This window comes from Kocuria gwangalliensis (assembly GCF_039544365.1).
GTDB lineage: Bacteria > Actinomycetota > Actinomycetes > Actinomycetales > Micrococcaceae > Kocuria > Kocuria gwangalliensis.
The window spans coordinates 1-14,276 of sequence record NZ_BAABLN010000024.1; the positions used below are offsets into that span (position 1 = coordinate 1).

A 14,276-nucleotide genomic window follows, 5' to 3' on the forward strand; every position below is an offset into this window, starting at 1 on the left:
TGTAGGAACTTCCATCCTGTGGCGAGGAGCCCGTTCCTCATCTCATCAACGCACCCGTGACAAGAACCTCATGCCCCACAACACCTAGAGGCAAATGTTGATACGTTCGATGGTCCCTTCGTACTGCGTCAGCCATGCCTCCTGAGCGGACTCGGCGTCGCAGGCGACGCCTAAGACCTGGTTCACCCCAAACCGTAGGCTACGGGCACTCGGCCCTCCCAGAGACCGTAGCAACGGATGTCGAAGCTGCGACCAGCTTTGAAGCCCGATGGGGCGCTGCACGCATCGTGCTATTCGAATACTTGATTGGCAGCGCCATCGCGTTCGCAATAATGCAGTGTTCCGAGAGGCGGTCATTTATCGCGCGTGCCCGTCCTCGACTCGCTGATCCTTGAATGGTGCGCGGCGATCCATACGAGATGTCAAGCTCAGGCCCCCCTCAATCGCCGAGACGCTGACCATCCCTTGGCTCAAGGAGTGCGTTGCCGACTGGCCTCCCATAGATCGACGTACGACACCCAGAGAAACCCTCCTGAACCCGGAATCGCACCGATATCATGAAAAGGTTCGGCCCTGCGGTGGCCGAGGAGGAGGACCTTTGTGATTGAGCCATGGTTGTCAGCTGATGACATCGACTCCCAACTTGGCGCCATCAAGGATAAAGTCGAAACCTGGATCATCGAGAAGGGCACGCCCGCTCAGGAGATTGGCTGCCTGTGGAAGTGTCAGGCGAGCGAGGTCGACAACTGGGTACGGCGTGGCGGTGCGGCCCTCACAAATCTGAACCAGATTGTCAAGTAGCCACGTGAGGATCATCAACAACATCAGCGACCTTCTCGGTGACGATCTTAAGGCTGAAATCGCGCCGGGCTCTAAGGTGCGCATCGCTGCATCAACGTTCTCGATCTTCGCGTTCGAAGCGCTCCGCAAGGAGCTGGAGAAGGTCAGCGAGTTGGAGTTCATCTTCACGTCGCCGTCGTTCGTGACCGAGAAGGTGACGGATAAGCTCCGCAAGGAGCGGCGCGAGTTCTTCATTCCCGGAGGGCAGGCCGAGTCGAGCCTCGCTGGGTCCGACTTCGAGATCAGGCTGCGCAACAAGCTTACCCAGCGCGCAATCGCACGGGAGTGCGCGGACTGGGTTCGCCGGAAGGTCACCTTTCGTTCGAACGCCACTGGGAACCCGATGCAGCAGTTCGCTGTCATCGATGACAAGGCTGCCTACACGCAACTCCAGGGGTTCACAACCGCCGATCTCGGCTACGAACGCGGCAACGCTGTGTCGAGCTTCGTGAACCGGCTCGACGAAGCTCCGATGACCGAGCAGTACATCCAACTGTTCGATCAGATTTGGAACAACCCCGAGCAGGTCAGCGATGTCACCCAGGCCGTCCACGACCACATCGCCAGCGTGTACACCGAGAACTCCCCGGCACGCATCTACTTCCTGGTCCTCTACAACCTGTTCGCAGAGTTCCTCGGCGACATCAATGAAGACGTTCTGCCGAACGACCGCACCGGTTACCAGGAGACGAAGGTCTGGCAGAGCCTCTACAACTTCCAGCGCGACGCGGCCACCGGCATCATCAACAAGTTGGAGACCTACAACGGCTGCATCCTCGCCGATTCTGTCGGCCTCGGTAAGACGTTCACCGCGCTCGCGGTCATCAAGTATTACGAGTTGCGCAACAAGTCCGTGCTGGTGCTGTGTCCGAAGAAGCTCGCCGAGAATTGGACGAACTACAACGCCAACCTCACGACCAACATCTTCACCTCCGACCGGTTCAACTATGACGTGCTCGCGCATACCGATCTCTCCCGCACGAAGGGTGAGTCGCTCGGCCTGCGGCTGGATCGGATTAACTGGGGCAACTACGACCTCGTTGTGATCGACGAGTCCCACAACTTCCGCAACGCCGACTATGCCGAGGAGAAGGAGTCGCGCTACCAGCGCCTCATGCGCCAGGTCATTTGCGAGGGCGTGAAGACCAAGGTGCTGATGCTCTCAGCCACGCCGGTGAACAACCGGTTCAACGACCTCAAGAACCAGCTCCAGCTCGCCTACGAGGGCGAGTCGGAGAACCTCGCCCAACACCTGAGCCTGTCCACGACGGTCGAGAAGGTGTTCTCCGACGCGCAGCGCGTGTTCAACGAGTGGTCCAAGCTCGACCCAGAGCAGCGCACCACCGACCGCATCCTCCAGATGCTCGACTTCGACTTCTTCGAATTGCTCGATTCGGTCACCATCGCCCGCTCCCGCAAGCACATCCAAGCGTTCTATGACACCACCGAGATCGGCGCCTTCCCGGAACGACGCCCGCCGCTCTCCATCCGCGAGCCGCTCACGGACCTCCCGGACGTGCCCGGCTTCAACGACATCTTCGAGCAGCTTCAGGCACTGGCCCTCGCCGTCTACACCCCGCTCGCCTACGTGTTCCCGAGCCGGCGCGCCAAGTACGAAGACCTCTACAACGTCACTGCCGGGAGTGCCCGATCCAACCTCGGACAGGCAGGACGTGAGCAGGGCTTGAAGAAACTCATGACCGTCAACCTGCTCAAGCGTCTGGAAAGCTCGGTCGATGCCTTCCGCCTCACTCTGGCGAAGATCGAAGGCTCCGTCACCCACACGATCGGGCGTATCAGCAACCACGCGGGCAACCTCACCGACCTGAGCACCGAGCTCGCGGGGCTCGATTTCGATGTCGATGATGAAGACGACGCGAACATCGAGGCTCTGTTCTTCGGCGAGAAGATCAAGATCGACCTCGACGACCTCGACATCGAGTCCTGGCAGCGCGATCTATGGAACGACCGCGAGACCCTGCGCGAGCTCCTCGACGAGATGCACAAGGTCACCCCCGACCACGACCTCAAGCTCCGCAGACTCAAGCAGCTCATCAAGGACAAGGCCCGGCACCCGATCAACGACGGCAACCGCAAGGCGCTCGTGTTCTCCGCCTTCGCCGACACCGCCGACTACCTCTACCGCGAACTTGCGCCCACGCTCGCAGCCGCCGGGCTGGACACGGCCGTGATCACCGGCGGCAGCCACGGTGCGAAGACGACCCTCGGCACGGGCTTCGACTTCCAGCAGGTCATGTCGCTGTTCTCGCCTCGCTCCAAGCAACGCCATCTCACGATGCCGCGTGAGACGCGCAAGTTGGATGTGCTCATCGGCACCGACGTGATCAGCGAGGGCCAGAACCTCCAGGACTGCGACTACCTGATCAACTACGACATCCACTGGAACCCGGTGCGCATCATCCAGCGCTTCGGGCGCATCGACCGCATCGGCTCCACCAACAGCCAGATTCAGCTCGTGAACTTCTGGCCCGACATCTCTCTCGACGAGTACCTTAACCTTAAGGAACGCGTCGAGAACCGCATGGTCATCGCTGACCTCGCTAGCACCGCAGACGACAACGTCCTCACCCTCGAGGACTCAGACGCCGCCTTCCGCAAGGAGCAGCTCCGCAAGCTCCAAGATGAGGTCATCGAGCTCGAAGATGTCCGCACCGGGGTCTCGATCACCGACCTCGGGCTCAACGACTTCCGCATGGACCTGCTTGGCTACATCAAGGAACACGGCGACCTCGACACCGCGCCCCGCGGCCTCCACGCCGTGATCCCCGCCGACCTCAGCAAGGGGCTACGACCTGGCGTTATCTTCGCCCTCCGTAACCTCACAGCGGATGAGCACGTCAACCGAGGCAACCGGCTCCACCCACATTACCTCGTCTACCTCGATGATCAGGGCGAGGTCATCGCGAATCACACCGAAGCCAAGCACCTCCTCGACCTGCTGCGCGCCGGCTGCCGACCCTACGAGGAGCCGGTCAGCGATGTCGTCAGTGCGTTCAACGCCGCGACCGGCGAGGGTGCTCAGATGGGGAAGTATTCGGAGCTGCTCACCGACGCGATCCGCTCGATGATCGATGTCACCGAGGAGCGCGACATCGACACTCTCTTCACCGGTGGCAGCACCACGGCCTTGACCCAGACCATCGCCGGCCTCGACGACTTCGAGTTGACGGCGTTCATCGCGGTCGTAGACCCCAACGGGGGCGGCGCCGATGACTGACATCCTCTACCGCTGGCCCGAGGCAGCCAGGTTCGGCAAACGAGTGCCCAAAGAGAAGGTCTACGAGCACGGCACCGTCAGCTCCGCTGTGCGCGAGAAGTTCATCAATGAGGTCCAACGCATCACCTGGGCATACAAGCTCGCCGAGGCCACCATGAATCTCCCCGGCACACCAGCGGTGCCCGAGATTCAGGTCTTCACGATTCATGCCAAGACCGATGAGGTCAGCGACGCCGTTCTGGGCGCCATCGACAAGGCCATCCCGTTCCCCATCATCTTCGAGATCACGCGCCGCTCCGCCGAGCAGCCCGAGACTCGGACAGTCGCAGCGCACAAGCAGCTCGGAGCCGGAGCGCCGAAGACCAGCGCCTACTACTCGACCGGTTGGCATTCAGGCAACACGTGGCGGCGGGCCCTACCGGCGGCGATCACACTGCCCGCCCTCTACGCCGCCCTCCTGCAGCCGCTGACGCCGATCACCGCACGCCCGGGCGAGGAAATGTCAGAGGTCGCCGACAGACTGGCCACTGTGCGCAAGCTCGAACGTGAAGTCGCAGCGTTAGAGCACAAGCTCCGTACCGAGCCACAATTCAACCGCAAGGTTGAACTCCGGCGCACACTCAAGACGAAGCAACACGAACTGGAACAGCAAAGGTAACCCGTGGAGAGACTACGAATGACATCACCCGACCTCACACAGGCCAACATCGACAAGATCGCCGAGCTGTTCCCCAGCGTCGTCACCGAGAGTTCGGACGCCGACGGCAACCCAATGCGAGCGGTCGACTTCGACCTGCTGCGCCAGGAACTAAGCGACCATATCGTAGAGGGGCCGCAGGAGCGGTACCGCCTCGATTGGCCCGGCAAACGCGCCGCCGCCTTCGCTGCGAACGCGCCGATCGCCAAGACGCTGCGTCCCGTCCGTGAGGAGTCGGTCGACTTCGACACCACGAAGAACCTCTTCATCGAAGGCGACAACCTCGACGCACTCAAGCTGCTCCAGGAGTCCTACCTCGGCAAGGTCAAGCTCATCTACATCGACCCGCCCTACAACACAGGAAGCGAATCGCTCGTCTACGACGACGACAGGACCACAACGGTGGCTGAGCACCTTCGACGCTCCGCTCAAACAAGCGATGCGGGCGAACGCCTCGTCGCAAACGTGGAGTCGAACGGGCGCTTCCACTCCGACTGGTTGACCATGATGTATCCCCGGTTGAAGTTGGCACGCAATCTACTCACGCCGGATGGACTAGTGGTGATCTCGATCGATGAGAACGAGGTGGCCAACCTCGTTCGGCTCTGCGAAGAAATCTTCGGGAATGACAACGTTCTTGGTGCGCTGCCTGTGGTGATGAACCTCAAAGGAAACCAGGACGCCTTTGGCTTCGCGGAGACGCATGAGTTCATCGTCGTGTGCCTTCGAGATAAGCCTCACGCGACGCTGGGCGAGTTCCCTGTTGAGGAGGAGGCGCTTACCGCAGAATGGTCCGAGGATGAGTACGGCCTGTACAAGGAAGCCGACAACCTTCGCGCAACTGGCGTAAACGCCCCGCGAGAGAAGCGGCCGAACCTCTGGTATCCGATCTTCATCGTTCCGGAAACTCTCGAAGCGTACGTGACTGAGGACGACAGGCCGCTCGACTCGCGCCATGCGACCGTCTGGCCCGTGAACCCCGAGGGCGAAGAGTTGAGCTGGTACTGGAAGAAGTCGAAGTTCGCGGCCGAGACCCACAACCTCGTGCTGAAGCAGACGAAGAATGGATACCAGTTCTATAAGAAGCAGCGGCCTGACCTGGGCGAGTTGCCGTCGAAGAAGCCGAAGTCGCTCTGGTTCAAGCCTTCGTACAGCACCAGCACCGCTACCAAGCAGATGAAGGAGCTCATGGGCGGGAGGTACTTCTCCGCCCCGAAGCCCGTCCCTTTCCTGGAAGACTTGCTGCGGATCGGGAGTGAACGCGACTCGATTGTTCTGGACTTCTTTGCTGGGTCAGGTTCGTTCGGGCATGCCGTCATGAACATCAACGCTGAGGACGGAGGGCGTCGACGGTTCGTATTGGTTCAGCTGGAAGAACCACTGCCCGACGGATCGGACGCGAAACGTGATGGTTTCCCCACTATTCCGGTGCTCGCTCGGGAGCGACTGCGTCGCGCAGCTGACCGCACGCGAACTCTCGCGGGGCTCGCGGGCACGAATCTTGACACCGGATTCCGGACGCTGCGGGTGGACACAACGAACATGGCCGACACCGGTACGGTCGCCGACTCGCTTGGCCAGGCAGAACTCGCCGGAATGATCGATAGCGTCAGGTCCGACCGCACTGGCGAAGACCTTCTGTTCCAGGTCCTTCTCGACTGGGGCCTGGAACTCACGATGCCGATCAAGAAGGAGACTATCGATGGCTTCGAGGTGTACGACGTTGAGGAGGGTGCGTTGATTCTGTGCACACGTCCGCGTGAGGCGCGCGATTCCTCTCTCTCTCTCGGGCTGCCGCAGCCATCGCGGAGCGCCAGACGCTTCGTGTCGTGTTCCTCGACGAAGACTTCGCGGACGACGCGGAGCGCATCAACATCGGGCAGGTGTTCAGTGAACGCTCGCCACACACTGAGGTCAAGACCATATGACCGTCGCTCGTTGGTCGGCGGTGCGTGATGGAGAAGCGCACCCTGCATACACCCGACCTCACCGCTCGCAACATCGAGCGGATTGCCGACCTGTTCCCGCAGGTCATCACCGAGTCGCGAGACACGGAGGGCAACGTGACCCTCGCCGTTGACTTCGATCTTCTCCGACAAGAACTTACCGACCACGTGGTTGACGGGCCGCAGGAGCGGTACCGGCTCGACTGGCCCGGCAAGCGTGCCGCCGCCTTCGCCGCCAACACGCCGATCGCCAAGACGCTGCGTCCGATGCGTGAGGAGTCGGTTGACTTCGACACAACGAAGAACCTCTTAATTGAAGGCGACAACCTGGAGGCGCTCAAGCTGCTTCAGGAGTCGTACCTCGGCAAGGTCAAGCTGATCTACATCGACCCGCCGTACAACACGGGGAACGACTTCGTCTACGAGGACGACTTTGCGGAGTCGAGCGCCGACTACCTCGCCCGTTCGGGACAGAAATCTGAGACGGGCGCTCGCCTCGTTGCCAATACCGAGGCCAACGGGCGGTTCCACTCCGACTGGCTGAGCATGATGTATCCGCGGCTTCGCCTGGCGAGGAACCTTCTGACCGATGACGGAGTCATGATCGTCGCGATCGATGACCACGAGCATGCGAACCTCCGGTCGCTGCTCGACATGGTCTTTGGGGCCGATAACTTCCTTGCCGATGTGGTGTGGCAAGGGTCGGGCAAGAACGATGCGCGGTTCACGGCAGGCGGCCTTGATTACATGCTCATCTACGCGCGGAGCAAGGCCGTGCTGATCGGGCTTGACGTGCGCTTCAAAGGGCCGAAGCGCGGTTACGACGATGTCATGGAGGCGGGACGCAGGGCCTGGGAAGAGTCGGGGCACGATGCTTCACGAGCCACCGGACTGTTTCGCGACTGGTGGCGGACGAAGCCCGATGCTGAGGCTGGCCTGCGGGCCTACAACGAGATCGACGACTCGGGCAGAGCGTTTACGAAGAGTGATCTCGCGAGTCCGAACCCGCGGGCAAACCTCATGTATGACCTTCCGCACCCAACGACGGGAGTGCCGGTCCCGATGCACCCGAACGGGTGGCGGCTGTCCAAAGAGTCCATGGAAGCGAGTATCGCCGAGGGCCGGATCCAGTTCGGTCCCGATCACCAGACAACCCCACGTTACAAGCGGTTCCTCGACGAGATGGGACAGCAAGCGATCCGCCCAGTCGTCACCCAGGAGCGTGCCCCAGCGAGCGACGCGTTGACGAGGCTACTTGACGGCAAGATGTTCGACTACCCGAAGGATGTTGGGGTCCTTGGAACCTGGGTCGACGCCGTGACGAGCAGCGACAAGAACGCGATCATCCTCGACTTCTTCGCGGGTTCAGGATCGACCGGGCACGCCATCATGAACCTCAACGCTGCCGACCGCGGCAATCGACGTTTCATCCTGGTGCAACTCGACGAAAGTCTCGACCCAGGATCGACTGGGGGCAAGCGCGGGTTTACGAGTCTTGCCGACGTCGCCCGCGAGCGCCTGCGTCGGGCAGGAGCGCAAGTGAAGGAAGAGGTGGGGCTACTCGGTTCCGACCTTGATGTCGGCTTCCGCGCGCTGCGTATCGATGGTAGCAACAAGGCCGATGTTTTGAGGACGGCGGATGATACAGATCAACTCGGACTTGACTCGCTGGAAGCGAGTATCAAGGCTGGCCGGTCTGGAGAAGACCTGCTGTTCCAAGTGTTGCTCGACTGGGGACTCGAACCGTCAGTACAGATCACACGCGCCGAGGTCGATGCCCGCGAGGTGTTCGCAGTTGACGACGACGCGCTGATCGCCTGCTTCGCGGAGTCTGTGTCTCCGGAAGTCGTGCTAGCTATCGCCGAACGTGGCCCGCTGCGCGCAGTCTTCCGCGACGATGCCTTCGAATCCGATGCCGCGCGCATCAATGCTGAGCAGGTGTTCCGTGAGATGTCGCCCGCGACCGAGGTAAGGACTATCTGAGGAACGACATGACCCTGACGAACGACGAACTCACCGAGCTCCTCGACCGGCTGTTGGCCGGTTGGGAGAACGAGGTTGTCGAGTTCAAGGAGGCTGCACGCCAGTTCTCTGCGGACAAGACCGGTGAGTACGCCTCGGCGCTGAGCAACGAAGCGAACCTGCGCGGACTCGCCTCGGGGTGGCTCGTCTTCGGGGTCTCGAACACTCGGCAGGTCGTAGGCACGACGCATCTCATCGACGTGCAGCAGCGCCAGACCTTGAAGCACCACATCCATCAGTCGGTCGACCAGGGGCTTACCGTTCGTGAGGTCTACGAGGTCATGCACTCGGGCAAGCGGGTGGTGATTCTGGAAGTACCAGCGGCGCCCCGCGGCATCCCGATCTCGTGGAAGGGTGACTACCGCGCTCGTGCCGGCGAAAGCCTGGTGCCGCTCTCACTCGACAAGTTGGACGAGATTCGGCGGCAGACCATCAGTGCTGACTGGTCGGCGGTCGTGGTTCCTGACGCCACGCTCGCTCACCTCGATCCAGCGGCGATCACACGCGCGCGTCAGGGGTTCACCGAGCGATACGCCTCCCGTATCCCCGCTACTGACATCGACGCATGGGATGACGCGACCTTCCTGGCCAAGGCCCGGTTGATCCGCGACGGCCAGATCACACGTGCCGCGCTCCTTCTGCTCGGTGCCGACACCTCGACGCATCTGCTGACGCCGCACCCGGCGCAGATGACCTGGAAGCTCGTTGGCGAGCAGCGGGCCAACGAGCACTTCCGACTGCCGTTCCTGCTGAAAACGACGGCACTCGCGAAGCGTATCCGCAACGTGCAGCTCCGACTCCTGCCACCTGACGAGCTAATTTATCGAGAGATTAGTAAGTACGACGAACGTAGCCTGCTCGAAGCGCTCTACAACTGCATCGCGCACCAGGACTACACGCGACACTCCCGGATCATCGTCACTGAGCACGCCGACCGCATCGTGTTCGAGAGCGTGGGCGAGTTCTTCGATGGCGCGCCCGACGACTACGCCCTGGACGAGCGCACCCCACGGCAGTACCGCAACCCCTTCCTCGTCGAGGCGATGACAGAGCTGAACCTCATCGACCAGATGGGCTACGGAATCCACCGCATGGTGCAGGACCAGGTCCGACGGTTCCTCCCGTTGCCTGACTACGACCTCAGCACCGCTGGCGAGGTGAAGCTCACTATTCCGGGCGGGGTGATCGAAGAGTCCTACTCCCAGCTGCTCATGGTCCGAACCGATCTTCCTCTTGAAGATGTGCTTGCGCTGGATCGAGTGCAGAAGGGACTCGACATCAGCGAGAAGGCCGCCCGCCATCTGCGGAGAGCCGGCCTGATCGAAGGCCGCAAGCCTCACCGCCGGATCACTCCACGTGTCGCAGCGGCGACCGGGGCAATGGCCGGCTACATCCGCACCCGGCCCCAGGCAGACGCGCATTACGCTGCCCTGCTGACTGACTTCCTCCGCGCGCAGGGACACGCAGACCGCGGCGACGTGGAGGCGCTGCTCCGGCCGGCACTCAGCGAAGCGCTCACCGAGCAGCAGAAGACAACTAAGATCACGAATCTTCTGACGAAGTTGCGACGCCGCGGTGTCATCATCAACCGTGGTACCCGCACGAAGCCACGATGGGAGCTTTCTTCCGTAGGCGACGGAAGCGGGCGGTCCGAGCCTCCGCGCAAGAAGGATGACGATTCCAGCGGTACCGCTAGGGGGCTGGGATCAGCGTGAACACACGCATCTCCGCCGCCCGTAACCTTCTAGCAGCGACGACGAACAGCGCCTATTGCAGAAAGAAAGACACTCGATGAAGCTCCAGTTCAAGGTCCAGCAGTACCAGACCGATGCCGTCGATGCTGTCGTCGAGACCTTCGCCGGGCAGCCGAAGCACGACGGCATCTCCTACCGGATCGACCCCGGCAACGTGCGTCCCGTGACCGCTCCGGCTCTGTTCGAGGCCGAGGACCGCCCGGACGCCGGTCTGCGCAACGCGGAGATCGTCCTGTCGGGCGTGCAACTGCTGGAGAACGTGCGCGCGGTACAGGGGTCACGAAACCTCCCGCTGTCGGCCAAGCTCGCCTCCAGCGCTGCCGCTCCAGGTGCACCGAACCTTGACGTGGAGATGGAGACGGGGACGGGCAAGACCTACGTCTATATCAAGTCGATCATGGAATTACACAAGCGGTACGGCTGGTCGAAATACATAATTGTGGTGCCCTCAGTCGCGATCCGCGAGGGCGTGAAGAAATCGTTCGACGTGACCGCCGAGCACTTCCAGCAGCTCTATGGCACCAAGCCGCGCTCGTTCATCTACAACTCCTCCCAGCTGCACGAGCTGGAGCGGTTCAGTTCGGATGCCGGGGTGCAGGTGATGATCATCAACATCCAGGCGTTCAACGCCACCGGTAAGGACAACCGCCGCATCTACGACGAGCTCGATGATTTCCAGTCCCGCCGTCCAATCGACGTCATCAGCGCCAACCGGCCGATCGTAATCATCGACGAGCCGCAGAAGATCGGAGCGCCCAAGTCGCTGGAAGCATTGTCTCGTTTCAACGCGCTGATGCTGCTGCGGTACTCCGCCACGCACAAGGTCGATCACACCAAAGTGCACCGCCTCGACGCGCTGGACGCCTACAACCAGAAGCTCGTGAAGAAGATCGCCGTGCGAGGCATCACCGTGAGGGGACTCGCCGGATCGACCGCCTACCTGTACCTGGACGCCATCGAGATCGCAAAGGGTGCCAAGCCTCGGGCGCGGGTCGAGATTGAAGTGCAGATGGCCTCGGGTATCAAACGACAGGTCAAACGCCTCGACATGGGCGCCAACCTTCACGATGTCTCCAACGGGATCGAGGCATACAAGGGACTGTTCATCACCGAGGTGGATGCCAACCGCGATGTGATTGAGCTGAGCAACGGCGATGTGGTCGTGGCGGGACAGCTCGCCGACCGGGATGTCACCGAGGAGAGCAAGCGCCGCATCCAGATTCGCGAGGTCGTCCGCGCGCATCTGGACAAGGAACGCGAGCTGTTCAGCCAAGGCATCAAGGTGCTCTCGCTGTTCTTCATCGATGAGGTCGCTAAGTATCGCGATTATAGCCGCGAGGACACCCTCGGCGACTATGCGCGTATGTTCGAGGAGGAGTACACCGCGATCCGCGACGAGGTGCTCGGCGAACTCGCCATCGACCAGGCGACCGAGGAGTACCAGGCGTATCTGCGCCGTGACAGCGTGGGTCAGGTTCACGAGGGCTACTTCTCGATCGACAAGAAGACCAAACATCTCGTTGACAACGAGAAGGCAATCAAGAAGACAGGTGACGAGAAGGGACTTTCGACGGACACTGACGCCTACGACCTGATCCTCAAAGACAAGGAACGCCTGCTGTCGTTCGCCGAACCCGTCCGGTTCATCTTCTCCCACTCCGCACTGCGCGAGGGCTGGGACAACCCCAACGTGTTCGTCATGGGCATGCTCAAGAAGAGCGACAACACCGTCTCCCGCCGCCAGGAGATCGGACGCGGCCTGCGGCTGGCCGTCGACCAGCACGGTGAGCGGATGGACAATCCCGTCACAGTGCACGACATCAACGAGTTGACCGTCGTCACTGACGAGTCCTATACCGACTTCGTAACCGGTCTCCAACGCGAGATCTCCGAATCGCTCGCCGCGCGGCCGCGCAAGGCCAGCGCCAAGTTTTTCGTCGGCAAGACCATCCAGACGCTCTCGGGCGAGTCGGTCATCGAAGAAGCCGTCGCCCAGGCGCTCTACAAGTACCTGGTCAAGAACGACTACGTGAACGACGACGACACCATCTCCGACGCATACAAGCAGGCAAAAGAAGATGGAACCCTCGCCGCGCCGACTTCCGAGGTGCTGCTACCAGTGATTGACTTCGTGTGGCCGGTGATCGACGTGCTCTATCTCGACCTACCGGTGCCCACCAATGACCGCAAGCCGAAGAAGATCCCGCTGAACGAGGCCAACTTCGCCCGCAAGGAGTTCCAAGCCTTGTGGGGCAGGATCAACCACCGCGCCGTCTACCAGGTCGAGTTCGACTCCGGAGAGCTGATCCGCAAGGCGATCGACCACCTCGACAAGCACCTCAACGTCGCGGCGCTGCAATACGTCGTACAAGCGGGCCAGCAACGCGAGCAGTTGGAGGCTGACGATCTGACCAGCGGCGCCGGTTTCGCAGTGCAGAATACGCAGACACACACCGAGGCCGTGAGCGCGGGCTCGCAGGTGAAGTATGACCTGCTGGGCGAGATCACCGAAAAGACCCAGCTCACCCGTCGCACGATCGCTGTGATCCTCCGCGGCGTAACGCCAGGAACGTTCGCCAAGTTCCGCCTTAACCCCGAGCAGTTCATCACCGAGGCAGCCCGGCTCATCAACGAGCAGAAGGCCACGGTCATCGTCGAGCACCTCGCCTATGACGCGCTCGAAGACCGCTTCGACTCTGCGATCTTCACCGAAAACCAGGCCGCCCAAGATTTTTCGAAGGCCGGGTCAAAGCTCAAGAAGCACGTCTATGACTACGTGGTCACCGACTCCAAGGTTGAGCGCGAGTTTGTCACCGAACTGGACACCAGCCACGAGATCGCCGTCTACGCGAAGCTCCCGCGAGGGTTCTTCATTCCCACTCCTGTTGGCGAATACAACCCGGACTGGGCCATCGCGTTCACCGACGGCAGCGTCAAGCATGTCTACTTCGTCGCTGAAACGAAGGGTTCGTTGTCGACACTCCAGCTCAAGGGTGTCGAGGACGCCAAGATCGAGTGTGCCCGCAAGTTCTTTGCCTCACTCAACGCGAAGAACGGCAATGACGTCACCTACGACGTGGTAACCGACTACACCGAGTTAATGCAGCTCGTGGGGGTATGAAAACGATGCTTGAGTACCTTCGGCTACGCGGTGCTCCTGCGTTTGACCCTGCATCTGGCGCAGATATGGGCCCGCTCAAACCGGTGAACTTTTGTTCGGGCCCAACGGTTCCGGCATCACGACCATCAGCCGTGCCTTGGCTGACTCGACGTAGTTCACTGGAATCACTTTGGAGCGGAATCCAGCGACCAGCGTGCTCGGCACCAAGGTCTATAACCGCGACTACATCAACGCGATGCTCACGTCTGCAGACCACCTCGACGGGGTGTTCCTAGTAGGAAAGGCTCGCTCAACACGAGTTTTCGTTAGCTGCAAAGAACCGTGGAATCGAGGATGTTCTTACCTCGCTGAAAGAGACGGCGCGGGCGAAGCGCAACTAAGTCTCTGCAGAACTGCGTGAGATGTTCACGGGTACAACAACAGCACGGACCGGCTTTTCGACCGACTGCTCGAGGTCGCCGCGGCGAACCTCTCCGCATCCGAGGACTTTGCGGCGCTCACGCCCGAGGCAGCAGCGGTTCTTAGCCTTGATCCACCGATGAGCATGCTGGGCTTGGGCCGCAATTAAAGACGGGATGCCCGTCTGACCGGGAAGAATGGCACTTGTCTAAGGTTCCGTTCCACCGCGATGAGAGGGCATCTCGCAGATGCAAGTTTC

7 protein-coding genes are annotated in these 14,276 nt (G+C 61.2%); all 7 read left to right on the forward strand.

The genetic code is table 11. The features are described 5' to 3' along the window. The first annotated feature begins 600 nt into the window (after positions 1–600). The 7 genes from ABEA06_RS08465 to ABEA06_RS08495 all read left to right on the forward strand — a co-directional run bounded on the left by ABEA06_RS08465 (position 601) and on the right by ABEA06_RS08495 (position 13,618). On the forward strand, positions 601–801 hold the full coding sequence (locus ABEA06_RS08465; RefSeq protein ID WP_345311184.1) for a DNA-binding protein: 201 nt from the start codon (positions 601–603) through the stop codon (positions 799–801). 4 nt (positions 802–805) lie between these two features. Then, positions 806–4,078 (forward strand): helicase-related protein, encoded by a 3,273-nt coding sequence (locus tag ABEA06_RS08470; RefSeq protein ID WP_345311185.1) that lies wholly within the window; start codon positions 806–808, stop codon positions 4,076–4,078. Further along, positions 4,071–4,736 carry a DUF4391 domain-containing protein gene (locus tag ABEA06_RS08475; RefSeq protein WP_345311186.1) on the forward strand — a complete coding sequence of 222 codons (666 nt, stop codon included), beginning with the start codon at positions 4,071–4,073 and terminating at the stop codon, positions 4,734–4,736. Before ABEA06_RS08470 ends, ABEA06_RS08475 begins: the two co-directional genes overlap by 8 nt. Positions 4,737–4,754: 18 nt before the next feature. Continuing rightward, positions 4,755–6,731 (forward strand): site-specific DNA-methyltransferase, encoded by a 1,977-nt coding sequence (locus ABEA06_RS08480; RefSeq protein ID WP_345311187.1) that lies wholly within the window; start codon positions 4,755–4,757, stop codon positions 6,729–6,731. Next, a complete protein-coding gene (locus tag ABEA06_RS08485) occupies positions 6,731–8,704 on the forward strand; it encodes a site-specific DNA-methyltransferase (protein ID WP_345311188.1) in 1,974 nt (657 codons plus the stop codon). Before ABEA06_RS08480 ends, ABEA06_RS08485 begins: the two co-directional genes overlap by 1 nt. 8 nt (positions 8,705–8,712) lie before the next feature. Next, the gene (locus ABEA06_RS08490; RefSeq protein WP_345311189.1) at positions 8,713–10,458 is read left to right on the forward strand and encodes an RNA-binding domain-containing protein; all 1,746 of its coding nucleotides are present in this window, start codon (positions 8,713–8,715) and stop codon (positions 10,456–10,458) included. Positions 10,459–10,534: 76 nt separating this feature from the next. Beyond that, a complete protein-coding gene (locus ABEA06_RS08495) occupies positions 10,535–13,618 on the forward strand; it encodes a type III restriction-modification system endonuclease (RefSeq protein WP_345311190.1) in 3,084 nt (1,027 codons plus the stop codon). Positions 13,619–14,276: the final 658 nt, after the last annotated feature.